Below are 22757 nucleotides of genomic sequence, written 5' to 3'. Positions count from 1 at the left end.
AGGACGTGATCCCCAGGGGCGGACTTGTTGCCGGATCTCCGGCGGGTCGATGCGTCATGGACGCGGTAGGTTCACCAACGATACCGGCTGACACATGTCGGGAAAGCCTGGAAAGCCTGGAAAATCGACCCCGCTTTCGGCAAAAAAAAACCGGCGATGATCTGCCGGGCTGATTAAATGACATGGTTCCTGGAAATCACGGGAGAACTCAAACAGCAGGCTCGACGCCCGTTGGGATTGCACGTGAGAGCATCGTGGTCACGGCGCCTGAAACGCTCCAGCCGACGAACGCCTTTTCATGGGCTTCGTGTCCCAGGCGATCAAGACACAGCAGCTCGATGCCGTCGCGCTCGATGCGACCAAGCACACTCGCCACGACTGCGCGCCTCGTGCCTTCGCGCTTGAGCGTCACGACACCGTCGCCGACTAACACGCTTACCTGTGACTCCTTCATGCAGCCCTACCTTCAAAATTGCTCGCATATCGCGTGCGGTGTGATCATGTACGCTTGCCAGATCCTCGACGAAGCGATCCAGAAGCGAATCCATGTGCAGAAACGTTTCGTCCTCGAGTTCGGGGGTCGCCCAGTCCAGTCCCGCCTGCATCGAATCGCGCTTGTGCGCAACCATCTGCGCCTGATACTCATCGATGCTACCCGGGAGATGGAAATACTCCACATTCAGCACGCCCTTGCGGTTCCAGCGCAGCGCGCGCCGCATCGCCTGATACTCGATGCGCCACGTCCACGACCGCTCGTAAAAGAGCACGTAGTCCGCGTTCGGCAGGTTGTAACCCGCACGACCGGAGGCCTTCGTTGACAGCAGCCCCGTTGCCCGACCGGTGATGAACCGCCGGTCCTTGTCGGCGACCCGCTTGCTGATCGGAATCTCGCCATGAAACAGAACCGTATCCACACCACCGGATGACAATTCCCTGGCGATCGCATTAAGCACGCCGGGATTCTCAGCAAACACGATCGCCTGCTGCCCCTTTGCGGCAATTTCCCGCATACGGGCAATGACCGCGCGCTGCTTGCTCGTCAGACCCGCGAGCCGTGCGACGCCCTCCATCCCGTACTGTGGATAGTTGGCGGCGAAGTGCACGGCGCAGGGGCGCGCCAGTCGGGATCAGCGGGACGCCAAGCACCATGCGCTCAGTTTGGAGAAAGAGAAGAACCCAAACCTCCGACAGGAGATTGAGACCCTACGCGCGCAAGTCGCCAAGCTGGCCTCAATCAATGAGGTCCTGCTGACCAGAAACAGGATATTGAGCGCTGGTGTTCAACTTGTCAGTCGAGGTGACTCAGTGCAATAGAGGCAGGGCACCCACGACTTTCAACCTGAGAGTTGATATGTACAGAAACGCACCTCGGTGCCCGAGATCAAATACAGCGTCCGTACGTTAAAACCTGGTATGAATTGCAGAAGCCGTCTAGGGCGAATTTGACGGCCGAACCGGTGGCGTCTGTCAAGATATCAATGCCATCAACAACCGGCCCCTTTCTGCGCCATGACGCGTTACGCCGGACAAGAGAGTAGACGTCCATTGATCCAATGTGCGGAAAGCGGGCGAGAAACCCGGCGGACGCCACAAATCGATGAACAGGCTCTCCTCCCGGGCCTTGCCCGATATCAGCGTGATGCGGATGTTGACTGATCAAACCGAAAGACGCGATCTCCGGGTCGCGGTCCTCAACAAATCGCCAGAACGTGGAAGTCAGCGTGTTCCCGTAGTTGCCTTGGAGTCGCTTGATGCTTTTGAAGGTTGGATCACAATCCAAGGCGTCCCTTGCAAAGCGATCGCCGAAGAAGATTAGCCGCCCGGCTCCGAAATTGGCTTCAGCTTCAATCATCGCGTGACAACTAGGGTCCAGCGTCAACTCGTCGTCGCCCAGCAAAAATTCCTTGTGCCAAGGTACAACGCTATGGGTAATTTCGTGCGCTTCAATCCAACGATGCTTGGCCGGCGGCAGCTCTTGATCGATGAAAATGCGGCGATCGTCAGGTAGCCAAAGTCCGCTTAGCTTCGCCTTCTTCAGCACATCCAGCATAAGCCCCGGTCGAGCGACGAGTTGCTTTCCGGCAACCTTGATTCGGTGAGCAATCTCGGCCAGCGGACCAACGTCCGTTGTGGAGTAGTATTTGAGGTCGAGCGCGAGCACATCCCTCACCTGGTCCAGATGTAGCGGCGGCTCGGGATTACCGAGATCGCGCAAAATTTTCGACACAAGCCGTTCAATATCCCGCTGCTCTCTTGCCCCGACCAACGCCTTCACGGCGCCTCCCTATTTGTTCTCTCGTAAGTATTCTACAAACGCCTTCAGAAGCTGTTTCTCTTCTCTGGTCAAGCCACCCAGATCATCGGAATGTGCAGCAAAGAGCATCGCTTTTTCAACAAAGCGGTCGTCATTCGAGGCTGCTGCTCCTGCTAGCTTCATGACTTCCTTTGGCGGAAGATCAAAATGCTTTGCAATACCGAGGATGGTACGCGGCCGTGCCCTGTAGTTGGGGTCATGCTCGATGTTGCGGATCTCTGCCTCGTCAACGTCGATCGCTCTGGCTAGTTCAGCAACCGTCAGGCGACTATTGCGACGCTCCAGGCGAAGAAGCGACCCAAACGCAAGCACAGCGTTGGCGCTGTCTTCCAAAGACTGCTCTTCTGTTTCGGGATCAAGAGCGGGCCCAATGAGATAGTCATTGTCTTCCATCGAAAAAATCTTCCGACGGTACCAGTCCGCGGACGGACGAATTCTGTGTGCCATATCTGTCTCCGGTTCAGTTCACCCATCAAGGGCTCAAGAACTCGGTGGCGCGCTCCGTGGTCATTTCGAAGTAAAGCAGATTGGAATAATTGGGATCCGGCCCGAGGGACTCCATCTTCCATTGAGTCCTGTAGAAATCTTCGGCTCTAGGCAGCGCATGCAAACCGATGCGACCGCCGAATCTCTCTGCCTCACTATGAAAAATGGCCTCTGCAACAAGCACTCCACCTACTCTGAACCGCCCCGGGAATCGTGGAGGCTGGTTGGTTTAAGTTGATGCGGGTTCTGCGGCAGCTGTTTCAAGTTGCCGATAGTAGTTTGCCTCAGCTTCGGCGGGCGGGATATAGCCGAGGGGTTCCATCAATCGATGATGATTGAACCAGGCCACCCACTCCAGCGTTGCTAGTTCAACGGATTCCCGCGTTTTCCAGGTGCGGCGATGAATCAGTTCAGCCTTGTACAAACCGTTGATCGTTTCAGCCAAGGCGTTGTCATAGCTGTCGCCCCGGCTGCCGACCGACGGTTCGATGCCCGCTTCGGCCAGCCGTTCGCTGTAGCGAATGCTGACGTATTGGGACCCTCTGTCCGAATGGTGTATCAAGGTTCCGTCGTCGCCCGGGCGCCGCGCGTAAAGCGCCTGTTCAAGTGCATCCAGAACGAAGTCCGTGGTCATCGAGCTGCTGACTCGCCAGCCGACGATACGGCGAGCGAACACATCGATCACGAAAGCCACATACAGCCAGCCCTGCCACGTCGAAACGTAGGTGAAATCCGAAACCCAGAGCTGGTTCGGCCGTGCCGCCTTGAACTGGCGATTGACCCGATCCAGCGGGCGCGGGGCTATGGCATCAGGAACAGTCGTGCGAACACGCTTGCCTCGCATCACGCCGCGCAAACCCAGTTGCTTCATCAACCGTTCGACCGTGCAGCGCGCCACCGCGATACGCTCCCGGTTCATCTGCTTCCAGACTTTATCCGCGCCGTAGACCTGCATGTTGGCCTGCCACACACGCTTGATCTCCGGCCGCAGACGTTCATCGCGGATTGCGCGAACACAGCGCCGCGACGGATCACGAAGCTGCGCGGCATGGCGTCGGTAACCCGACGGGGCAATCCGCAAGACCTTGCAGATCGGCTCGACCCCGAAGGTGTCGCGATGCTGATCGATGAAGGCCTTCAGGACTTGAAACGGCGGTCGAGCTCCGCCTGGGCGAAAAACGCGCTCGCGACCTTGAGAATCTCGTTGGCACGACGCAACTCCTTGACTTCGCGCTCCAAGGCCTTGAGGCGCTCGCGCTCGTCTGTGGTCACGCCATCGCGCTCACCGTGGTCGACCTGGTCGCGCTTGATCCACTCGTGCAGTGTCTGCGGTGTGCAGCCGATCATGGGCGCAATCGATTCGACCGCCGCCCACATCGACGGATGTTCGCTACGCTGCTCGCGCACCAGCCGCACTGCGCGCTCCCGGACTTCCGGGAAAAACTTGGTTACCTTCTTGTTCATGGCTCCATTCTCTCAAGAGTTGGAGCCTCCACAAAATCCGGGGCGGTTCAGAGAGAGACTCCATTGTGTTCCACTCCGGTTACTCCCGAGCGGGCATATGGCATCTCAAATTCCCTTTCATTCCGCGACTAAACTGGCTCAATCGCGCCCGCTGCCGCCCCCAGTATCCGATAGAGCGCCTGACGCGATATACCAAGCGCCGTGGCCGCGTGGCTCTTGTTGCCGTCGGCAATCCTGAGCGCCTCGCGCACCTCCTCCACCGTGGGCAACTTCTTTTGTAGCCGCTCCTGTCTGGCGAATGTCGACAGGTACGCATTCGCTTTGGTCACGCGGCTGTGACCCGCCGCTTCAACGACGCGGCGCATCGCTTCGTGATGCACCTGCGGATCCGGGCGCTCACCGGCCCGCTTGATCGGCGCCGGCGTTCCCGCAGTCCGCTCATAGAGCGCCTGCAGATATCCGTGACGCAGGCCGTGGCTCGTGATACCCAGGCCCGCTTTCGTCACGCCGTGCTTTTCCAGCACGTAGTAATACCAGTCACGCCATTGCTTGAGCGTGCGGCCAGCCGGCACGGTCGAACCCGTCACGCCATTGTTCAACCTCGCCGCTTCTTCAAGAATCGCCATCTTCGATTCGATCGGCACCTCGCGTGGAAGTCCGCCCTTTGTCCCACGTACGACGGCCAGCATCTGTGGATTGCGCACCGCCTCAACCGGGCGCAACATGAAACTTTCCTCGATGCGCAGACCGAACGCGGCCTGCAGTTTCAGCTGCACCGCCGTATAGGGGCAGGTCCGGGCGATCTCCTCGATCTTCGCTGCTGCATCGATGCCGTGTGCCTCCCACGACTTGTCCTCCGTTGCGACATAGCTGCGCACAATCCCGTGCTCGCGGCGGTCAACATAGTCCGCGAGTGTTCCCACAAGCTTCGGTTTGCCCATCCACTGCGCGATCGCCCGCAGGTACGTCAGCTTGTTCTCGATCGTGCCACCGCTCTGGCCGTCAGCGACCCAGTGCCTGACGAGAAAACCGATGTGCTTGTGTTTGAGAGACCACGGTGTCTGCAGCGCATAGCCGTTCTCCCGCAACTCCCTGAACGACTTGCATAGCCCGGTCGCCCGCCGTTCCTGCGTCTTGACCGACAGCGCCTTATGGCTGATCCGGGTGGTGCTGTGGATCTGCGCGACGTGCGTGTCGAAGAGCGCGAGCAGCGCATCCCGGAACTCGGGACCAAAACCGTAGCTATTGACGATTGCTCTTACATTGAGAATTGCAGCCATCCGAAATCCCTTGCAACGCTGCCGCGCTGCCTCGGTGCCATCACATCCGACCCGATGGTCGCAGCATCCCTACCTGATGCCGTTACCGACCGCCCGGGTTTGCCCTTTTGTTGCCGCCACTGTCGCGGCTGCGCCGTGTCCCCGTCGCGTGGGTCCTGCCTTCCTGTCCTTTAGCGATTCCATCCGATCGACCAGACGCATGGGAAGAGCATGCATTCCGACCGTCCAACCTGCCGCCTGTCGGCAGGGGTCGCGCTTCGCGCAATCCGCTACCGATGTGTTCCGCGCGAGGCATCCCTGCCGACGCGCTGCGCGGAGGATTCCCGCGCCGTGCAGCTTCGTGGCTACCCTGCCAGCACTACAGTTGTTCAACTTCGTGCTCATGCCGGGCAAAACCCGTTACGCGTTCTTGTACGGCCGCGGTACGCCGTGTCCTCTTCCGTCAGGGAATCGCGGCGCTCCGGTCTCTACCGGCCCGCAAGACTTCCCCCGCCCCCAAGTCGCTCATCTCCGCCGCGGTGTATCGGGCTTCGTGAGCACACCCAGCTATTGCTGAAAGGGCGTGTGCAAACGCAGATGAGCATGCGAAAAGTGTCCGGTGTCCGGCCTCTCCACATGTCCTCATTGCGTCACATCGCGGCAAACCGCCGCCAATCGTATGGATATCGCACTGTCCGGGGGTCCTCATGGTGGACCATCGTGGACTTGATTTACTTCAGAAAAAGGCCGCTTCATTGTGCGGCCCGGTCACTTGCCTGTTTCTGGCCCGTTGCGGGCCTGGGGATATGGACGTGCGAGTGCCTTGCACTCTGATTCGATGCGTCATCGACGCGGTAGGTGAACCAAGGATAGAGGCGAATTGAACACATGCACCGCCCGAAAGCTGCGCAGAACCCGCTGGCTTTTGTTGACTTGACTTTGATGGGCGCTCGATAGACTCAAACGAGGTTGAAGTGACACATGAGTGCCACTTTGCTCGAAGCAATCGCGATCAGGCCGTTCAAAGTGGCACTCAAGTGACACTTTTCGCCGAGCAAACCTGTACGAGCCATCCAAAGTGTCACTTTGCCTTTCATTTTGGAAAAACGGAGTCAACTTGAAAACTTCTGTCTTCGCTGTCGACGTCGGTTACGGCAACACGAAACACGCTCACCGTGCGGCAAGCGGCACCATCGCCACGGGCATGTTCCCGTCTCTCGCGCCACTCGCTGCCAGCCGCGCCCTCTCGGGTTACGGTGATAGCGTGCTCGCGTCTCGCAAGGTCGCAACTGTCGTCATCGAGCAGATCGAATACGAAGTCGGCCCCGACGTATCGCTTACCGCAGCCTATGGCAATACCGGGCGCGCACTGTCCAACGACTTCGTGCTGTCCGACAACTACGCTGCGCTTCTTGCTGGCGCGATCCACTTCGCGGGTGTGACGCACATCGAACGGCTCGTTCTTGGCCTGCCCGTACACAACATGAGCAAGTACTCGAGCGCATTGCGAGACCGCTTCACGGGCACCCTCGACTTCGGCGCGGGACGCGTCAGCGTCGACAAGGTGGTGGTCATCCCACAACCACTCGGCTCGCTCGTCGCCGCATCCACCAACCGGCAAAGCGAGTTCGGACGTGACAGCGCTCACCTTGTCGTCGACGTCGGCTATTTCACGACCGACTGGGTTTATGCGAACGGCTTCACGATGGACGACAAGCGCAGCGACGGCATCCCGGGCGGTGCTTCACAGATCTACCAGCGCATCGCGGCGCTGATCTCGCGCGACCAGGACGAACAGGTCGAAGACATCGAACTCATCGACAAGGCATTGCGTGAACGCAAGCCGTTCTTCTTCTACGGAAACAACATCAACCTGGACGGTTATCTTGAACAGTCGCAGCCGGTCATCGCAGGCGTCGTCAAGGAAATGCAAAACAACGTCGGCCAGCTCACCAACGTGCGGTCCCTCATCCTTTCGGGCGGCGGCGGCGCTCTGTACGCCCCGGTCATCCGCAAAGCGTTCCCGCGGGTCACACTTGAAGTGATCGAGACGCCCTGCACGGCGAACGTCAAAGGCTTCCTGATCGTTGGCGAGGCGGGGCTCACCCGCGAACGCACGGCCACCGCTAAAGCATGAACGAAAAATTCAGGATGAAGCTAGTCATCGACGAGGTGACCACGCCGGCACTGTACGCGCGATTGAGCGCGGCCAGCTCAGCGCGCCAGCGTGCAACGATCCTTAGACTGCTCGCTGAGTCCGCGCTTCAGGGCGCGGGCGTGTCCGACAGCCGGCCGGTCGCTATGCCTGAGGCTTCCGATACACCAGGGTCACGCTTGCCTTCTGCTTCGACGCCTGCCCCGACAGAATCATTGAGCGACGTCAAGCAACCGGTCGGTTACAGAGCGGAACAACCGGTCAACGGAGCGACGGCCGAAGAGTCGCACGACGTCGAGGATATTGCCGACCAGTTCGCAGCGTTCCTTGGCTGACTTGACTTCTGTGTGGGGATGCGAAAATGGGTTATGGCAGCAGTGTTCATGGCGCGGGGGCGCCTTGCACCGGTGCAACAATAACTGGAGGTTGTATGCTGGAACTGATCGAAATCGTGCGCGGCGGCCTGCCGCTCAGCGAACCGCGTACGTGGCTGTTTTTCGCGACGGCTGCGGCTACCTGCGTTGCGGGCTGGTACAGCTACGATGTGCTCGTGTGGTACACGAACCGGAAGAAGGGTGCTGAGTAATGGGCCCTATCGATTGGTCGACTTCGTATTACAGCAAGTTCATGGCGCTGCCGTTCTTCGCACGCCGCGGGATCATCTTTGTTGCGTCGGTCGCCCTGTGGTGGTTCGCCGCGATGCTCGCGAGCAAGCACGTGGTGGACATGGATCTGTGCGTCGTGCTGCTACTCACTGGCGCGGCTGGCGCGGTGTGGTCGAGCGAAATCTGGCGGCTGTGGAAGGTTTTCGCTATCGTTGTCGCAATTTGCCTGACCATCCTGAAATCCTAAAAAAACGAACAGAACGCGCAGACGAAAAAAAAAAGCGGCTCCCCTTTCCGGGGGAGCCGCTTTCTTTTCCAACGTATCAATGCGGCCGCTTGGCTGCAACGATAGCAAGACGGCGTGTGCAGAAATCCCACGCCTCGGTAAATGTCTGATCGCGGCTGGCGTATTGCGTATTGCCTGCTGCCTTCCTGGCAATCACATCGAACGTCACTGCTTCTGACTTGGCAACCGGCTGACGGCCGCCTTCGGCACCGTTCGTGGCAACGATCGCAAAACCACCGACGAGTACTTGAAACGAGCGCATTTTCTTTTCCAGAAAAATAGCCCGACGTGACATTCCCCGGCGGGGAAAATCCCCGCCGGGCGAGATAAAAGATGAGCGGCTAAAGCCGCGCCTACTGCAATGGTTCAGACGAGCGCTGCAAGGTGCGCAGCTTCCGCAACGCCGCGACGAGTCTCCATCGACGGCACGGCATTCGCGCACCGTGCAACCCACTCGTCAGCGAAGTCGGTTCCGCGTACACGCGGCCGGTGAACGATGGCCGTGAACTCTTCGGCTCTCAGACGCTTCGCGAGCTCGACGCCACCCGCAACGCCGACCGACTTGCCGGTCTTTGGATCGACCGCGTCGAAGTCAACGAAGATGTGCACGACGCGGATACCCAGACCTTCCGGCACAACGAACTGACGCAGTAGACCGATGTTCAGGCAGTACCACGTCGGCACATCAAACAGCATGTGCGCAGCACAGGCCGTCTCGAGCCCCTCGGCGACACCGATTTCGCCATTGACTGGCTCCATCAGACGCACTGCTCCGCCCGCAAGCGGATTGAGCGTCATGTCGTTGAGTTTCGGGTCGAGGATTTCGCCGTCGGCCGACACGATCTGCGCCTTTGCGGGCGTCGATCGTTCAAGAAATGTCCGGTGCAGCGTACCCAGACGTCCATCGGGCAATTCGAACCGCGCGAGAATGCCTGGCCAGTTGCCGATAACCTTCTTCTCGTGCCGGTACTCGAGCATGCCGAGTCGCAGCGCCGGCGACGGTGCAACACACAAGCCGGGAACGCGGGCGCCCAGATAACGCATCACAAGGTCGCCCGCCGACAGTGGTTTTGCAGCATCCCACATCGAGCTCAGACGCCGGGCAGTGAACCCCGGGCTTGCCTTACGTTTCGGCTTTGGTGGCTCAGCAGTTCCAGCCATACGGATTGCCCGCGGCGCAGGACCACCGTCAATCTCACGCATCAGCCGGTACAGCCCTATCCGGTTGACGCGTGTGATCAACTGAAGGCCGTCGCCCGCCATCACATCGCCGTTGTTGCAATGGCGGCACACCCAGTCGCCTCGCCCACGCTTGTTGTCGTAGGTGAACCGATCGTCGCCGCCACAGACGGGACATGCACACGCCTTGCCCGTCAGACGGTCAGCAGGCACGCCATAGGTCACGAGTAACGAGATCCATTGCTCCGGGGAGCGCGTGAACTCCTTCAGCTTGCGCTGTAGCCACGCGTACTGCTCGGGCGTGAGTTCCCTTCCATTCAAACTCATAAGTCACTCTCCTTTGCGGAAGTGGGTTAGGTCGGTGCCTGAGACAGGCGTAAGAACGCATGCTCAAAAAAGCTGTCGGCGCAATGGCGGGCGGCTTTTTTCAGCAGATGTGCTGGCTGGATAGAGAAGGAAGACAGGCGCGAACGGCCGTTGCAGAAGATCCGTCGCACGACACGCCCGAAGGCGTGTCGGTGCGAAGGTGAGGTGTTACGGGAGCAGAATCGGCAAAACGGTGAGCCTTTCCGGGATCAGCTTGCGGACCATGCTGCGCGCGGGTACGCCGGTTGGAACGGAATATCATCATCCATTTCATCGAAGCCGCCGCCACGCGGAGCACCACCACCGCCATGAGACGGCTGCGGAGGTTGCGCGCGGGTGCCAATATTGTCCGGCGCACGCGAATCATTGGAACGCGAGGCAGGCGCGGGCCGGCCAGCCCGCGAGCCGCCACGCTGTTCGAAGTCACCGCTGTCGCCACTGCTGCGGCCGCCGAGCATCTGCATCTGTTCCGCGACGATCTCGGTCGAGTAACGATCGGTGCCGTCCTGCGCCTGCCACTTGCGCGTGCGGATGCGCCCTTCGATGTACACCGACGAGCCCTTCTTCAGATACTCCGACACGATTTCGGCGAGGCGCCCGAAGAACGAGACCCGGTGCCACTCGGTGGCTTCCTTCATCTCGCCTGACGCCTTGTCCTTGTAGCGATCGGTCGTCGCAAGACGGATGTTTGCCACTGCGTCGCCGCTTGGAAGATAGCGAACTTCGGGGTCCGCCCCGAGGTTTCCGACGAGAATTACCTTATTGACAGATGCCATTCTGATTTCCTCTACTTAGTAATTGACCATAGCCACTTGTCCCACATGAGCTGTTTGCCTTCGACCATGGCCGGACTGCCATCGCTTCGGATTGCCGGGACCTTGATCTTGCGCAGGCGCCGCACCGAAACAACATCACCGACGACGCAGCGACATTCCGCAATTGCTTCCTTGAGGCCCTCACCCTGAAGCGTTCGCTCGCCCGTTGTCGTGTCGATGTGCATGGCGAATGACTTGTAAAAGCGCCCCGGCTTGTTTCGATCCGGGAACCGCTCTTCCCCCCATGACAGGATGCGACCCGTCACCGCGGCGTCATTCGACTCCCCTCGCGTTCGAGCGCGCGTGACGCTGCCGCGTGCGGGCCGGTCCTCATCGCCACTCACGTGCGAAGCAGCAAGCCCAGCTTCAGGCGTCGGCGCGTCATTCGTCTCACGTGGCTCCGACTTCGGGATAGCGGGCGATGTGCTGCCCCCACGAATCGCGGTCACGATCGCGTCCTTCAGTGCGCAACGATGGGAAGCCACCTGTGACCAGTGGGGAGCGAGATCCGGCACGATCTTCAGTCCGAACTCGGTTTCCTCGGTGTGGTCATCGAAAGCGGGGACGAACTCAACAATGTGATCGCCCTCGTCGACGAACAGATGCGGCGTGTCACCGATCGTCACCACGGTTTCGTTTGCCGCTCCCTGTCCTATCTCGTGCGGTACACCGACGCCACCGGTCGGGTGAGGCGCAGGCGTCTGGACGGGTGCGGCCGGTGCGCTGGCCTCGGGTGATGGTGAGATGGGTTGGGCCACGGACTTGCCGGGGAAAAGGTCCGCGAGTACGCGGGTAAGGAGTGATCCAGTGTTTGCCATGCCAGCTCCTATAGCAGCGTACCAAAGCACATGCGCCGGACTTCGTGCAGATCGCGCAGAAGCAGGGGCGTGCCCAGTATTACGTCCTGCAGAATCTCCGGGTCAACGCCGTTGACTTTGCACACATAGACATAGGGCAGCGCGCCATCCCAATACCTCATGATCCAGCCCAGGGTCGCGCGGTAGTCGTCGACGTCGATCTTGCGGTTGCGTAGACGGTCGGACAACAGGTCCGCGCAATCCATCAGCGAATCGGGCATGTTATCGCCGCGACGACTGTCGCTTGCGAACGAGATGAGCGCATCGACCATCTTTGCGCGCACCTCATCGCTCCAGAACTGCGGATCGAGCAGCGGATCAGGCTTGGGAGGGGTCACGACAACAGGCGATGAATCGCCGAACATGTCCAGCTGCCAGGCAGCCACATGCGTTTCCATGGATTGCTCCGTTGTCGCGCCGGCAATCCCATGACCCGTAACCGGGAATGGATTCCCGGCATGGGTTGAGGTGCCGTCACCGAGGGCATAAGCCCAGGGCGACGGTAGGTGGTTAGAGCACCCGCTTATTGGGTACCGGTTTTGAACGGAACAACGACGGCCGATTTTGCGTAATGCTTCATCGGTGCCGGTTTGGCAGCCGGGTCGTTCGCAGCCGCAGTTGCGTGTGCAACGGCAGCGGTGCGAGCCTTCGCGGCGTCAGCAGCTCTGGCAGCAGCAGCGAGTTTTTCGGTCTCGATGCGTGCGGCTTCAGCTTCGGCTTCGGCTTCGGCAGTTTCAATTGCCTTGGCCTTCTTCATCATCGCCGTGTAGACCCAGCGAGCGGCGAGCAACATGAGTAAGCCCGAGACCACAAACGAAATGGTAGCGAGGTAGGCGACCAGACAGAGGGCGACCAGCTTGCCCGGCGCCTTCAAGGCACCGTTGAACAGAACTTTCAGCATTTTTCTCTCCAGAAAAATTCACGCACAAGGGAATGTCCGGACAACGTCCGGTGGTTTCGATGCTCGGGACGAGCAAGGAAACTCGGCGCGAGGCGCTTTCGAAGGAACCCGGGAAAGGCCCGTACGAGAACACCAGCGCAGAAGAAAAGATGAGGGGAATGCAGTGCAGACGCGCGACTACCGTCACGCATGTCGATGCGTCGGGGACGACGCGGGGATGAGCCTAGATTACCGCGACCGATCCCCGCAAGAGATCTGAATGCTCAAGAAACTCGTGCAGCTTAAAAGCAGCATGGTGTCCCGGCTATTGGTCGATAGCGAGTTTCGTCAGCCGGCTGACGGGCTTAACCCGGAAAGCTCGACTAAACCATATAGCTTTTCGGGATTGAATGAAGGCGAGAAGAAAGCTTCGATGTTTGTGCGTCAATTCCGCGACGACTTGACTTCGAAAATTACGCGGCAGACTGGAACTCATCTCCACTCAACGAGGTTCCCACGATGCTGACGTATATCCTTCTCGTATCTGGTTGCGTATTCGCCTGGCGGGCACTCACGCGCCAACGCAAACCGAACTCCAGCAATCCACCCGCCACGCGCAACCAGAAAAGCGGCGACGAAGGCGAGGCTCGCGTGCAGGCGGATCTTCGCTCCGCGCTGCAATGGCTGTGCGGCGAGAACTTCTATCTCCACCCGGGCGCCCTGCTCCTCAACCACGCGCCCGGGACCGAGTTTCCGACGGCAGAATTGGATCATCTCGCGATCACGCCCTTCGGCATCTTCGTAATCGAAACCAAGAACTGGGCAGGCAGCATCCTTCCCGGCGCAGACGCGGAAACCGTTGTGCGCGTCGGTGTCGATGGCCAACGCGAAACACGCCGCTCGCCGCTTCGCCAGAACCGGTCCAAGGTGGGTTTCCTGCGGGGTGTCCTGCCGCGTATGTGGCCGGTCGAAGGTCTGGGTGTATTCGCCAGTGACCGGTGCGAAGTTTCGGCCGCCCTCCCCGCCAATCTCATTCGTCGCGCAGACCTGCATCAATGGCTGCGAGCCCGCAAGATTCGCCACGACGCGAACGGTAGTCTCCCTGTGAACGTGCATCACGCGTGGCGCGCCATTCAGGCGGTGGCTGTAACAGACGACGCTGCGATTCATGCGCATCGCATAAACGTCATGAGATCCGCCTAACTGAGAGTAAACCCTAACAAAAAAGCGAGATATTTCTAAAGATTATGAAATCTTTGCCGATTCCACGATTGCTTCGGCAACAACTACCCGGTTTGTCACGAAAGCTGCATTTAGTTGTGCGTCTTTCGGGCGAAGCAGGCAGAAAACGAAGCGTATTCTGGCCAGGGGATGAGTGCTTAACCGCACATCAGGAAGGTCGGAATGCAGTGTCCCGCCACACGGAAACCAAACAATGAAAAACGTTAAAAACTCTTTCGAGGACCGCTCTCCGGCCGGGCCTCAGACGACCGCAAAGGCGGTCGCCGACCTCGTGCAACGTCTCCAGCAAGACTGGACGCAAAATCTGGGCGACACGCCTGCGGTGCGCCAGCATGCCACCAACTGCGCATTCGGCGTCATTGAACGCGAGTTGAACCTGTCCCGCTCCAGCGCCAGGCTCTATATCCGGTGCCACCAACGGTTCGGAACCAACCCCGAAGCCATCCAGCACCTCCGCCTGACCGATATGGGCCTGCTCAACGGTGCGAGCGATGAACTCGTCGCCTTCATCGTGGAAGCCAAAAAAGCTGACCCGCACCTTCCGCGTAGCGAAGTCAAAAGACTGATCGACGCGTATCGCGGGCCGGGCCACCACCAGGCGCCCGCGAACGCATAGCGTCACCGACAAACTTCCGTCGGCTTCGCGCGCGCAACACCTCCTGCGAACCGGCTTCTCAAGCAATGAGCAAGGACAGACCCATAATGAGCAACAGCAAGGACCTGAAGAAAGTCAACAACGACGAGTTCGATCCGACCCGCCTCGAAGCAGGCGGTGCAGACGGATCTGATGCGCTGGAAGAGTCGTTGCCTCCCACCTTCGTGCATATCCCTAACCAGAGCGAACTCAGTCAGGCCGCGCGGCAGTTCTTTGCCGGCCAGCTGGATGAAGCCCTCATCGCCTCTATTGTGGCCGAAAGCGAAGAAGTCGCGCACTCGACCCGCAAGATCCTTGGGGAGCATATGCGTATCGGCGGCAACTTTGCCCATATCATGATTGCCGTGCAGAACGATTTTGTCAGGCGCCTCGGGGATACGCCGAAGTCCCGGAGCCTGGCAAAGGAACTCGTCTACCGCTACCTTCAGCATGCTTTCCGACGCTCCCGTTCATGGGTGGACCTCTACATCCGCTCCTACGAAAAGTTCAGCTCAAATGCTGGCGCCGTGCAATACCTTGAGCTCACCGACATGCAGGCCCTGATCAGCAACGACATCGGTGACGACATCATTGAGATGGTCATCGAAGCGAGGAAGGAGAACCCTGAGCTAAGCAAAAGGGAAATCAAGAAGCTCATCAGCGATTTTCGAGATCAGATTGCGGAAAAGAACACCCGACTTGACCTCGTGACCAACCAGCTGTCCGATATCGCCGGCGAGCTTGACGACACGAAATCCGACCGGGACCGCCTGACTGAGGAAGCCAAGCGCCTGCAACGGCAGATCGAGCAGGAGAAGAAGAACGCGAGCGGCACGCTCGTTGAACTCGCCGAAGCACAACGGATGCTGAGTGTCCTGCAGAACCAGCTTGCCAACACCGAGCGCGAACTAAACACCCGGACGAACGAACTGCGCGAAGCGTCGGAAAAAGTGCAGACGAAAGAAGTCGCTGTGCCGACGCTGCCTGAACACATCAAGAATCTTCAGGAAGCGACGCAGAACGCGATGAGCGATTTCAACGAAGCCCGTGCCAGGGCCGATGCAATGCGGGCAGAGGTGGCCACGCTCGAGCAACGACGGGACGCGGAGGCCGCGAAGATCGAAGCGCAGGAGTTGCTTGAGAAGAAGATCAAGGGGTTGCTCCAGAAGTTCGGCGATTTCATGCAGGACTACCACAGCGCCCAGCTTCTGGTCACGGCAGAGGGCGCGCATAAGGCCTTCACCGGTCTGTTCACCGCCCTCGCCGAACTCGTTGGCAAGTTTCACGGAGAGCTGCAAGCCGCTGCACGCGCAGCCTGATTGTCGGCCGCTGGATATAAGAGAGAAAAAGAAATAAGCGATGGAAAATAAAGACAACTACCGCGCCGTCGAGCGGCTCTACGTCCCGGACTGGCTGAACGAAGTCATCCAGGTGACGAATTTCAACCTGGTCGACCACCTGAAGCTGATGTTGCGGCACGACAGCCGCTTCAGCGAGGTTCTGAACATTTCTCGCGAGGAGATCGACCAGCTCAAACTGAATCACGCCTCATTGCGCAACCTGCTGCGCACGCCTTTCCTGATGGTCGAGCCCACGCTGCAATCCGTCGAAGACTGGCGTTGTTTTGTCGACCAGACGCCGACGACCGTGGCCGTTGACATCCTGCGTCGCAAGACTCCGCCGCTCGATCACCTGTCCCTGTATGCAGTCAACCATCAGAATGTCGCCTTTCTGAATCTGGTCACGCAGGTGCTGAACATGAGCGTGCTGTGTGCGCCGCTGCTCGGGATCACGACGGAACTGGCGACATATCTCAGGTCGGTTCCCCAGTACAAGCTCAATCTCGCACTGGGTGGCATGCAAGGCCTGCCGCTGTTCCGCTGGCGCTTTAACAGTCCCACCTTCTGGTACGAGTTTGCAGCAAGCAGCCTGACCGATGAAATGATTGCGCATCTGATCATGCGCACGTCGCCGGCGCGCGCGGGCGAGTTGCCGATCAGGGCCGACTGGAGCGGGTTGCGGCTGGGACGGGCTACCAATGAAATTTTCGCGGCCGCCATGATGGCGCATGGCCTGCGCGCCTCGACAGCCTCGACGCTCTTCCAGTTGAACCAGCACCAGATGCGAACGCTGTACCAGAAGATCCATGGCAGAAGCTCGCCATGCGGAAACGTCGCCACGTCACTGCCCTGGTTCGTCGAGAGTCCATTTCACCGCCTGCACGCCACAACCTATATGTGGCTGTATCGGTCGGCGATTGCGATGGATGCAAACGCACCCGAGGCGCTCATTGCGACGAACGATATCTATGCGCGCCTGTTTGAAAGCCGGCTCATCTCTGCCGATCGCGGCTGGAACCTGACCCGCTCGATGGGCGCCGACACCCGACTGACCGTCGCGCCCTGCCGTTCCTGTACCACGCACTATGTTGTCTCGAACAACGACACGAAGATCGAGGTGCATAACCGGTTCGCCTGCCCGGCATGCCTGCAGCAACTCAACGAGAGAAAGCGCGCCGCGCGCAAGAAAAAGGAGGAGAACACGTGACGCCTGATCACCCGGCCACACCGGAACTGCCAGCCGGGCTCGTCATCTTCAGCGCGGACGGCAAGGCTCAGTTCGGCTGGCAGAATCCCGAAACCGGTACGTTCCATTCCGAGACCGACGGAAACGTGATAGCCGATGCTGTCGGCGCCGTCGCCTGGCATGCCGGACGCGTCCATTGATGAAGAGGGCCATGGAAGACTTCGACTATCTCGTGCCGGAGAGTAATGCCGCGTGGCTCGACGGCCGCGGCGACGGTCGTTTTGAACGCTACGAGCGCTTTTATCAGAGCGAACGTGCCGTCGACGCCGCTGGCTTCGATCTCGAGAGGACCAACGAGGGATACAAGGAATGGGCGAGTCGCCAGCCTTCGGGCCTTCTCTCCTTGGTCAGTGCACCGTGGTTTGGCCGGGTCGCCGTTGTCTTTTTCTGCCTCTATATGGGATGCCCCCTGGTTCCCGGGCTTGCAATGGCGATGCCGGAAGCAACGGGCGCAATGCTTGTAGCCGTATTCATCGGCCTACGCATTTTCCACCGGCGGCGACGCAAGACGAACTAGCCGTCGCCAATGAACGAGCGGCCCGGACCCGTCGCGAGACGGGTTTTTCGTTTCCTGAAGCCGCCCGGCTCAAGACTTACAAATGATTTCCGTTAAATCTAGAATGCCGACGCGCTGGACATGAGCATTTATGCGGAATCGAGGCAGGAAACGCCGCAGTGGCGCGGCGACTTGACTTTCGCGCGGCGTCGATAACATGGAATCAAGGTCGTGCAAGGGGCGCGGCCAACAACAAATCCAAGGATTCTCAATAATGAAGAAGAACATTTCAGCACTGACCGCCGTTTCGCTTGCAGCCGCTCTCGCCCTTTCGGCGTGTGGTGGCGGCGGCGGCAGTGACACCACCACCGGCAGTTCGACAACCCCGGCTACGACGCCGTCGAGCGCAGGAAATCTGCAAACTTCCGTGCCGACGGCGAGCTATGCGAACGGCACGGCTCAGGCGACCGTCTTCACGCAACTGAACGCTTATCGTTCGGCAATGGGCGTAGGTCTACTGAAACAGGATTCGATACTCGACACGTCTGCGGACGCGCATGCGCTATATCTCGTCACTAACTTCGCGAATGCAAACATCACTAGCGTTACACATAACGAAGTCTCGACGTTTGCGAACTACTACGAAGCAACGCCATTGAGCCGCGCCCGCAAGGCCGGTGTTCCTGCAACCGAATGGATCGGCGAAAACGCGGCCGTAGGGCTGGATCTTGCGACGCCTGCCGCAAACGGCGCAGACTGTCTCGGTCGATACCTCAGTTCCGTGTATCACCTGCAAGGAGCGACGTCCACGCAAGAAACGGTTGGCGTGGGCATCCAGACGCTTGCGGCACAGGGTACCGCTGTACAGGGAACCTATGGTTGCGTGCTCGACTTCGGTGAAACGACCGATGTAGTGGGCACTCCGATCGACAATGGGTTCTATGGTGCTGGTGGCCAGCAGATAACTAGCACGGCAATAGCGCATTCTCCGATTTCGAACGAAACGAATGTTGCGCGTGCAATGGCTGCGGAAAGTCCGAATCCTGCGCCGGATCTCGCATCGCCCGGCCGTCCGGTAATGGTGCGAGTGAACGCAGCCAGTGCCGGTGACGAGTTGACAGTCAGTAGCTTCACGCTGACAGGGCCGGATGGTTCAGTCGTACCAGCGCGGATCATCGTTCCCTCGGCGGCAATGACCGGATCGACGGGAGCAACGGCGGACGTTAATAACGGGCTTGCGGCTGGCGTCGTATTCCTGCTGCCACTTGCTCCGCTTGCGGCCAATACCGTCTATAAGGCCTCATTTTCCGGCCAGCGGGACGGCACGCCCGTCAGCCAAAGCTGGAGTTTCACGACCGGGTCATAATGGTTTGAATGCTGCATCAAAAGCCCCATGTTTAAGGCATGGGGCTTTTTTCATTTGGCGCGGGTTTCTCGTCAGCTTCCGCCCCGCTGAAGCCCGTGTCGTAAGCCGCCTCGCGGCGACATCGTTCTTGACCCCGCGAATGAGCGGTCGTCGTTATTCACATTCATGACGGTAAACCTCGTAGCTAGCCAAAAGGTTCCGATAGCAAAAAGCGCCCCAGTGGGCGCTTTTTGTTGGGTCGGTGTAGCGTCTTCAGCGATCACACACTAGCCACCGTCACCTCCGGTGGCCGTCAGTACGGCCCAATAAGTGATGACTCCATTGTTCGCGCCGCAAATTACCGTCGTGATCAGGCCACCTTGACCCCAGGCTTGGTTCGTGGTCTCGTTTGCAAACTCAGTGCCCATTCTTGGGTCTGGAACCCCATCCGCGTGGGTCCAGTTCTCTGGATATCCCATAGACGCAGCGTAGGCGTTACAGGTACTAGCCGGATCGGGCGTTTGTGTGGGAGGCGGAGTAAAGGGCGGAAGTGAGCAACCTGGCGCAGACCAGCTCGAACCGTTCCATGCAGGCGCCGACGTCTGGTCGTACCCCGTAGGACAGGTCGGCTTTACCTGAAAGTTGCACTGCGGAGCGGTGTATTGCGAACCGATCCACCGCGCCGCAGCAATGGTCGTCCACCCGGCATCTGTCGGACACGTCGGTGCAGTCTGCCAGGCCGTTGTGATGTGACCGACGCACGTTGAGTCCTGATTGTTGACCGAACACCTGACCGGTCCTGCCATCGCAGCGTGGCTCCCGAGCGCCGCGGATACTACAAGCGCTATCCTGACGATAATCTTTGTGAGATTCATCCCTTTTCCTTAATAAGCACAATATGTCGTCGCAACCGCGCTGCCGGGGATGAAGGTGCTGTCGCCTGGGCTCCCGTCCACGATATAAACCGTCCACGGCCCCGTACCGTCGACCCTGTAATGGATCGAGGCGGTCGGGTCGGTGTAGGTGCTCTGTCCTGACACGACGATCCCCGGCGTCCCACCCGCGGGACACACTGGACTGGGCACGAACGTACCGTTCCCGTTGGGAATGGCGGTGTAGCCATACCAGAGCTTTTGCCCGCCAATGGGCATCCATTGCAGAACGCCCGACAGGTTCTGGCACGACAGCATCAGCCCCGACCCGTCGCTTGCCCCGGCCATGGCATTCACCGCCGGGCAAGCGGTTCGTGGCCAGCCAACGCTGCCCATCCCGATCGTTGTACCGGCGGTGACACTCGTGCCAGCGGCTACCGCACCGCTTGCGGCCACAGCGCCCGTCGCACCAACATTCGCAGCGCTGATCGTCCCCTCGGCATCCAGATCGTGAACGTTGTGCAGGCTCACGTGATTGACGTTCTGATCGCCAGTCCACGTCAGCGCGCCGTCACGCCGGATATAGACCGAGTTGCCGTCCGAGGCTGGCCCATTGGTCGCGAGAATGGCGGCCGCGACATTGCCCAGCGGATTTGTCGCGGTCCACGCACCGTTCAGGCCAGTGATCGTTCCCGCGTTCTGCGCTTTCGAGTACCCGAACGAATTGCCGCCAGCCTGCGCAATCTGCGACGCGCCGACGACATCCGGTACTCCGCCGCGCGTGAGCGGCTTCGACGGATACATGACGTACGTGACGTGGCAGTCGCCGGCGCTGGCCGTACACGTTGCGGGCCCCACACTCATGCTGATCACGTATGCCCCGCCCCAGAACGGCCCCGGCGCGTGGGGCTGTTTCAGGTTCCCCTGCGTAAAAAGATCATCAAGCGTCGGTGGGTTGGCGACCACAGCGACGGGCCCGCCAGCAGTCAGCGTCGCGTAGCGGTTAGTCACCCAGTCAGATAACGCCGAGTTGATGACCGCCTCGTTCTGGCCTTCGGCCGTCATGACCTGCGAGCGCCGCTTCGCTGCGTCTTCCTTGATCGCCACCGTCGTCATCAGCGCAGCGGCCACCAGCACGACCACCATCTCAACGATGCTGAACATGGGCGACGACCCTTAGTTGTTGTGCGTCGCGTACATCGCGATGCTCGCCGTCGCACCACTCGAACTGCACGCCGTCCCCGCAGTCGATTGGCTAAAGGCCGTGTTGGGATCGGAGACGGTCGTCCCATTGACGGTCACCTTGGTATAGGCGCCCGCCACAGCGCCCACCGCGAGCGAACAGACCGTCGCCGGAACCGGATAGGTCAGCACCATTGCATCGTCCGTCGTTGCGATGGTGGCGGTCGCGGCTGTCACCGAGCCACCGAAGATACCGGTCAGCGTGCCGGACGTCTTGTTCACCCGGCTACCTGCCGAATCGAACGCGTGATTCTGCGCGAGCGTGAGCAGCGATTCAGCGGAAAAATCAGTGTCGCTCGCCGTCGCGTCCTGAATACCGCTACGGAAGAGTTGGGACTCGCTTTTGAACTGGTGCGCGTGGATACGATCCATCACGAAGCTGCGGCCCTCATAAACGATGAGTGCGAGCAGCGCGGCACCCGCCATGACGGCTGCGCCTTCGATGATCGAAAGTTCGCCGGACTGCCGGCGCCGGCGGCCCATGCGCAGGATCGCTGCCTTGCGTTGTTCCTGGGTCTGATTCTGTATCGGGTTCCTGTTCATTTTTCTAACCTCAGTCAATTGGATACAGCGGATGTAGTCGGGGAAGAATCGAAGCTCGCAGCGCCGGTCGCAGCGTACGATCCGATGCCCAGCACAAAAAACAGCGTGACGGCGAAGCCGAGCAGAACGTAATGCGTGATGCGTGCATTGCGGCGCACAGTGGCGACGACGCGATCCAGCGAATTGCGGCCGAGACTCTTGATGGCCTGGACGAACTGGTCGCGACCGGCTGCGTCGGTGATCGTGTCGATCACCACCTCGGAGAAGATGCCGGTATCGAGCGCCAGCATCGGTTTATCGGGGCGCTGCGTGAGCCGGCGGTTCATGCGGTCAATGTGCCACCGGAGCCACGGGTCGGCAGTCTTTGCGAGACGGTCGAGCGCCGCACGCAGGACGAGGTTCGAATCGAAGAGACCTGCAAGCGACACGATCAGCAGGGCCGCACGCAGGTCGCGCCGGTTACGCCACATCAGCGGCAATGCATCGACGCGGTTACGGAAGTGTCCGGTCCAGCGCTTGAGCGTCCAGAAGTACAACGACACAAGACCTGCAGCGATCGCACCGCTCAGCCACCAGTACTCGTAGCAGAACGTGTCGATCGCATAAAGCGCCTGGCCCATTGGCAGCCATTGATCGACCGGCTTCGTGTCCGCCACCGCCGGGAAAATTTCTCCGCCGAAGAGCATGCAGAACATGTACAGATAGACGATCAGGAATGCCGGATAGGCCATCTCCAGCGATGTCGTCGACGCGAGCACCCCCTCGGCGCGCGCAGCCATTTCCGCGAGTTCCAGCCCCCGCACCGCAGCGTCTTCGCGCGTCGACGTACCGGCAATATCAAGGAGCGCGTGTTCCTGGCTCGGGATGAACGGCTTGAGCGCGGCAGCAAAGTCATCGCCGGCGACCATGCGCTTCGCAACCGCATTGAACACTGGCCACGTCAGCCACTTGCGCGAGCGATGACGCTTTTCGAGAGTCGTCAGCCGCTCGAGCAGCGTCTCACGATTGCGCAGCCCCTTGGCCGCCACGTCCAGACGTGTCTCGCGATAGAAGGTCTCGCGCATCTTCTGGAAGCGCCATCTGGCGATGCGCATGCGCTCCTTCTGCGGCAGCGCCATGAACAGCGTATGA

At 59.8% G+C, this 22757-nt stretch carries 24 protein-coding genes, 1 pseudogene and 1 other annotated feature; of the genes and pseudogenes, 11 read left to right on the top strand and 14 right to left on the bottom strand.

Annotated elements, in window-relative coordinates:
• Positions 1-464 precede the first annotated feature (464 nt).
• The 5 genes and pseudogenes from OKW30_RS38875 to OKW30_RS38855 form a co-directional block, all read right to left on the bottom strand.
• Positions 465-1121, bottom strand: a pseudogene (locus tag OKW30_RS38875) (helicase-related protein); the annotation flags it as partial.
• Between the two features lie 260 nt (positions 1122-1381).
• On the bottom strand, positions 1382-2275 hold the full coding sequence (locus OKW30_RS38870; RefSeq protein ID WP_429349349.1) for an ImmA/IrrE family metallo-endopeptidase: 894 nt from the start codon (positions 2273-2275) through the stop codon (positions 1382-1384).
• 9 nt (positions 2276-2284) lie between these two features.
• Entirely contained in the window at positions 2285-2761 is a 477-nt protein-coding gene (locus OKW30_RS38865) for a helix-turn-helix domain-containing protein (RefSeq protein ID WP_429349348.1), read from the bottom strand.
• Positions 2762-3029: 268 nt separating this feature from the next.
• Positions 3030-4264, bottom strand: a protein-coding gene (locus OKW30_RS38860; protein ID WP_429349347.1) for an IS3 family transposase whose coding sequence is annotated in 2 segments (ribosomal slippage) — positions 3030-3973 and positions 3973-4264 — 1236 coding nt in all. Because the reading frame shifts where the segments join, the coding sequence is not laid out codon by codon here.
• Positions 3867-3983, bottom strand: a sequence feature (AL1L pseudoknot). It overlaps the preceding gene by 117 nt.
• A gap of 128 nt (positions 4265-4392) precedes the next feature.
• Positions 4393-5544 (bottom strand): phage integrase N-terminal domain-containing protein, encoded by a 1152-nt coding sequence (locus tag OKW30_RS38855; protein ID WP_429349346.1) that lies wholly within the window; start codon positions 5542-5544, stop codon positions 4393-4395.
• Positions 5545-6640: 1096 nt separating this feature from the next.
• Between OKW30_RS38855 and OKW30_RS38850 the strand changes: the two genes are divergently transcribed.
• From OKW30_RS38850 to OKW30_RS38835, 4 genes are all read left to right on the top strand, one after another.
• Positions 6641-7660 carry a PRTRC system protein D gene (locus OKW30_RS38850; protein WP_429349616.1) on the top strand — a complete coding sequence of 340 codons (1020 nt, stop codon included), beginning with the start codon at positions 6641-6643 and terminating at the stop codon, positions 7658-7660.
• On the top strand, positions 7657-8013 hold the full coding sequence (locus OKW30_RS38845; protein ID WP_429349345.1) for a hypothetical protein: 357 nt from the start codon (positions 7657-7659) through the stop codon (positions 8011-8013). The genes OKW30_RS38850 and OKW30_RS38845 overlap by 4 nt, the downstream gene beginning before the upstream one ends.
• A gap of 95 nt (positions 8014-8108) precedes the next feature.
• A complete protein-coding gene (locus OKW30_RS38840; RefSeq protein ID WP_429349344.1) occupies positions 8109-8264 on the top strand; it encodes a hypothetical protein in 156 nt (51 codons plus the stop codon).
• A 41-nt stretch (positions 8265-8305) separates the two neighbouring features.
• Positions 8306-8530, top strand: coding sequence for a hypothetical protein (locus OKW30_RS38835; protein WP_429349343.1), 225 nt, complete (start codon positions 8306-8308; stop codon positions 8528-8530).
• Positions 8531-8606: 76 nt separating this feature from the next.
• Here the strand turns inward: OKW30_RS38835 and OKW30_RS38830 are convergent, their stop codons facing one another.
• The 6 genes from OKW30_RS38830 to OKW30_RS38805 all read right to left on the bottom strand — a co-directional run bounded on the left by OKW30_RS38830 (position 8607) and on the right by OKW30_RS38805 (position 12687).
• The gene (locus tag OKW30_RS38830) at positions 8607-8831 is read right to left on the bottom strand and encodes a hypothetical protein (RefSeq protein ID WP_429349342.1); all 225 of its coding nucleotides are present in this window, start codon (positions 8829-8831) and stop codon (positions 8607-8609) included.
• Positions 8832-8935: 104 nt separating this feature from the next.
• Positions 8936-10075, bottom strand: coding sequence for a primase-helicase zinc-binding domain-containing protein (locus OKW30_RS38825; protein WP_429349341.1), 1140 nt, complete (start codon positions 10073-10075; stop codon positions 8936-8938).
• A 248-nt stretch (positions 10076-10323) separates the two neighbouring features.
• A complete protein-coding gene (locus tag OKW30_RS38820; protein WP_429349340.1) occupies positions 10324-10890 on the bottom strand; it encodes a single-stranded DNA-binding protein in 567 nt (188 codons plus the stop codon).
• Between the two features lie 11 nt (positions 10891-10901).
• Positions 10902-11747: a hypothetical protein gene (locus tag OKW30_RS38815; protein WP_429349339.1), complete on the bottom strand. Its 846-nt coding sequence runs from the start codon at positions 11745-11747 to the stop codon at positions 10902-10904.
• An 8-nt stretch (positions 11748-11755) separates the two neighbouring features.
• On the bottom strand, positions 11756-12184 hold the full coding sequence (locus tag OKW30_RS38810; RefSeq protein ID WP_429349338.1) for a hypothetical protein: 429 nt from the start codon (positions 12182-12184) through the stop codon (positions 11756-11758).
• Between the two features lie 125 nt (positions 12185-12309).
• The gene (locus OKW30_RS38805) at positions 12310-12687 is read right to left on the bottom strand and encodes a hypothetical protein (protein WP_429349337.1); all 378 of its coding nucleotides are present in this window, start codon (positions 12685-12687) and stop codon (positions 12310-12312) included.
• 498 nt (positions 12688-13185) lie between these two features.
• Between OKW30_RS38805 and OKW30_RS38800 the strand changes: the two genes are divergently transcribed.
• The 7 genes from OKW30_RS38800 (at position 13186) to OKW30_RS38770 (ending at position 18990) form a co-directional block, all read left to right on the top strand.
• Positions 13186-13869 (top strand): nuclease-related domain-containing protein, encoded by a 684-nt coding sequence (locus OKW30_RS38800; RefSeq protein ID WP_429349336.1) that lies wholly within the window; start codon positions 13186-13188, stop codon positions 13867-13869.
• A 232-nt stretch (positions 13870-14101) separates the two neighbouring features.
• The gene (locus OKW30_RS38795) at positions 14102-14524 is read left to right on the top strand and encodes a hypothetical protein (protein ID WP_429349335.1); all 423 of its coding nucleotides are present in this window, start codon (positions 14102-14104) and stop codon (positions 14522-14524) included.
• Between the two features lie 86 nt (positions 14525-14610).
• Positions 14611-15861 carry a hypothetical protein gene (locus OKW30_RS38790; RefSeq protein WP_429349334.1) on the top strand — a complete coding sequence of 417 codons (1251 nt, stop codon included), beginning with the start codon at positions 14611-14613 and terminating at the stop codon, positions 15859-15861.
• Positions 15862-15901: 40 nt separating this feature from the next.
• The gene (locus OKW30_RS38785) at positions 15902-17089 is read left to right on the top strand and encodes a FlhC family transcriptional regulator (protein ID WP_429349333.1); all 1188 of its coding nucleotides are present in this window, start codon (positions 15902-15904) and stop codon (positions 17087-17089) included.
• The gene (locus tag OKW30_RS38780) at positions 17086-17268 is read left to right on the top strand and encodes a hypothetical protein (protein WP_429349332.1); all 183 of its coding nucleotides are present in this window, start codon (positions 17086-17088) and stop codon (positions 17266-17268) included. Before OKW30_RS38785 ends, OKW30_RS38780 begins: the two co-directional genes overlap by 4 nt.
• Before the next feature lie 11 nt (positions 17269-17279).
• Complete coding sequence (locus OKW30_RS38775; protein ID WP_429349331.1) at positions 17280-17645, top strand: hypothetical protein; 366 nt, start codon at positions 17280-17282, stop codon at positions 17643-17645.
• 253 nt (positions 17646-17898) lie between these two features.
• Positions 17899-18990 carry a CAP domain-containing protein gene (locus OKW30_RS38770; protein WP_429349330.1) on the top strand — a complete coding sequence of 364 codons (1092 nt, stop codon included), beginning with the start codon at positions 17899-17901 and terminating at the stop codon, positions 18988-18990.
• Positions 18991-19853: 863 nt separating this feature from the next.
• Here OKW30_RS38770 and OKW30_RS38765 read toward each other — a convergent pair.
• The 3 genes from OKW30_RS38765 to OKW30_RS38755 are packed head-to-tail and all read right to left on the bottom strand — an operon-like array spanning position 19854 to position 22744.
• Positions 19854-21005, bottom strand: a complete 1152-nt coding sequence (locus OKW30_RS38765; protein ID WP_429349329.1) for a hypothetical protein — start codon at positions 21003-21005, stop codon at positions 19854-19856.
• 12 nt (positions 21006-21017) lie between these two features.
• Positions 21018-21626 (bottom strand): type 4 pilus major pilin, encoded by a 609-nt coding sequence (locus OKW30_RS38760; RefSeq protein WP_429349328.1) that lies wholly within the window; start codon positions 21624-21626, stop codon positions 21018-21020.
• Between the two features lie 14 nt (positions 21627-21640).
• A complete protein-coding gene (locus OKW30_RS38755; RefSeq protein WP_429349615.1) occupies positions 21641-22744 on the bottom strand; it encodes a type II secretion system protein in 1104 nt (367 codons plus the stop codon).
• Between the last annotated feature and the right edge of the window lie 13 nt (positions 22745-22757).

Source organism: Paraburkholderia sp. Clong3, from assembly GCF_050436485.1.
GTDB classification, from domain to species: domain Bacteria; phylum Pseudomonadota; class Gammaproteobacteria; order Burkholderiales; family Burkholderiaceae; genus Paraburkholderia; species Paraburkholderia tuberum.
Note: the sequence above shows the minus strand (reverse complement) of the source record. Positions and strands in the feature narration are given on the sequence as shown.

Excerpts from the sequence above, each read along its gene's own strand:
- OKW30_RS38840 (WP_429349344.1), top strand. The coding sequence starts at position 8,109 with ATGCTGGAACTGATCGAAATCGTGCGCGGCGGCCTGCCGCTCAGCGAA.
- OKW30_RS38830 (WP_429349342.1), bottom strand. The coding sequence starts at position 8,831 with ATGCGCTCGTTTCAAGTACTCGTCGGTGGTTTTGCGATCGTTGCCACG.
- OKW30_RS38855 (WP_429349346.1), bottom strand. The coding sequence starts at position 5,544 with ATGGCTGCAATTCTCAATGTAAGAGCAATCGTCAATAGCTACGGTTTT.
- OKW30_RS38770 (WP_429349330.1), top strand. The coding sequence starts at position 17,899 with ATGAAGAAGAACATTTCAGCACTGACCGCCGTTTCGCTTGCAGCCGCT.
- OKW30_RS38865 (WP_429349348.1), bottom strand. The coding sequence starts at position 2,761 with ATGGCACACAGAATTCGTCCGTCCGCGGACTGGTACCGTCGGAAGATT.
- OKW30_RS38775 (WP_429349331.1), top strand. The coding sequence starts at position 17,280 with ATGGAAGACTTCGACTATCTCGTGCCGGAGAGTAATGCCGCGTGGCTC.
- OKW30_RS38800 (WP_429349336.1), top strand. The coding sequence starts at position 13,186 with ATGCTGACGTATATCCTTCTCGTATCTGGTTGCGTATTCGCCTGGCGG.
- OKW30_RS38785 (WP_429349333.1), top strand. The coding sequence starts at position 15,902 with ATGGAAAATAAAGACAACTACCGCGCCGTCGAGCGGCTCTACGTCCCG.
- OKW30_RS38845 (WP_429349345.1), top strand. The coding sequence starts at position 7,657 with ATGAACGAAAAATTCAGGATGAAGCTAGTCATCGACGAGGTGACCACG.
- OKW30_RS38805 (WP_429349337.1), bottom strand. The coding sequence starts at position 12,687 with ATGCTGAAAGTTCTGTTCAACGGTGCCTTGAAGGCGCCGGGCAAGCTG.
- OKW30_RS38815 (WP_429349339.1), bottom strand. The coding sequence starts at position 11,747 with ATGGCAAACACTGGATCACTCCTTACCCGCGTACTCGCGGACCTTTTC.
- OKW30_RS38810 (WP_429349338.1), bottom strand. The coding sequence starts at position 12,184 with ATGGAAACGCATGTGGCTGCCTGGCAGCTGGACATGTTCGGCGATTCA.
- OKW30_RS38755 (WP_429349615.1), bottom strand. The coding sequence starts at position 22,744 with ATGGCGCTGCCGCAGAAGGAGCGCATGCGCATCGCCAGATGGCGCTTC.
- OKW30_RS38825 (WP_429349341.1), bottom strand. The coding sequence starts at position 10,075 with ATGAGTTTGAATGGAAGGGAACTCACGCCCGAGCAGTACGCGTGGCTA.
- OKW30_RS38790 (WP_429349334.1), top strand. The coding sequence starts at position 14,611 with ATGAGCAACAGCAAGGACCTGAAGAAAGTCAACAACGACGAGTTCGAT.
- OKW30_RS38835 (WP_429349343.1), top strand. The coding sequence starts at position 8,306 with ATGGCGCTGCCGTTCTTCGCACGCCGCGGGATCATCTTTGTTGCGTCG.
- OKW30_RS38820 (WP_429349340.1), bottom strand. The coding sequence starts at position 10,890 with ATGGCATCTGTCAATAAGGTAATTCTCGTCGGAAACCTCGGGGCGGAC.
- OKW30_RS38760 (WP_429349328.1), bottom strand. The coding sequence starts at position 21,626 with ATGAACAGGAACCCGATACAGAATCAGACCCAGGAACAACGCAAGGCA.
- OKW30_RS38765 (WP_429349329.1), bottom strand. The coding sequence starts at position 21,005 with ATGTTCAGCATCGTTGAGATGGTGGTCGTGCTGGTGGCCGCTGCGCTG.
- OKW30_RS38795 (WP_429349335.1), top strand. The coding sequence starts at position 14,102 with ATGAAAAACGTTAAAAACTCTTTCGAGGACCGCTCTCCGGCCGGGCCT.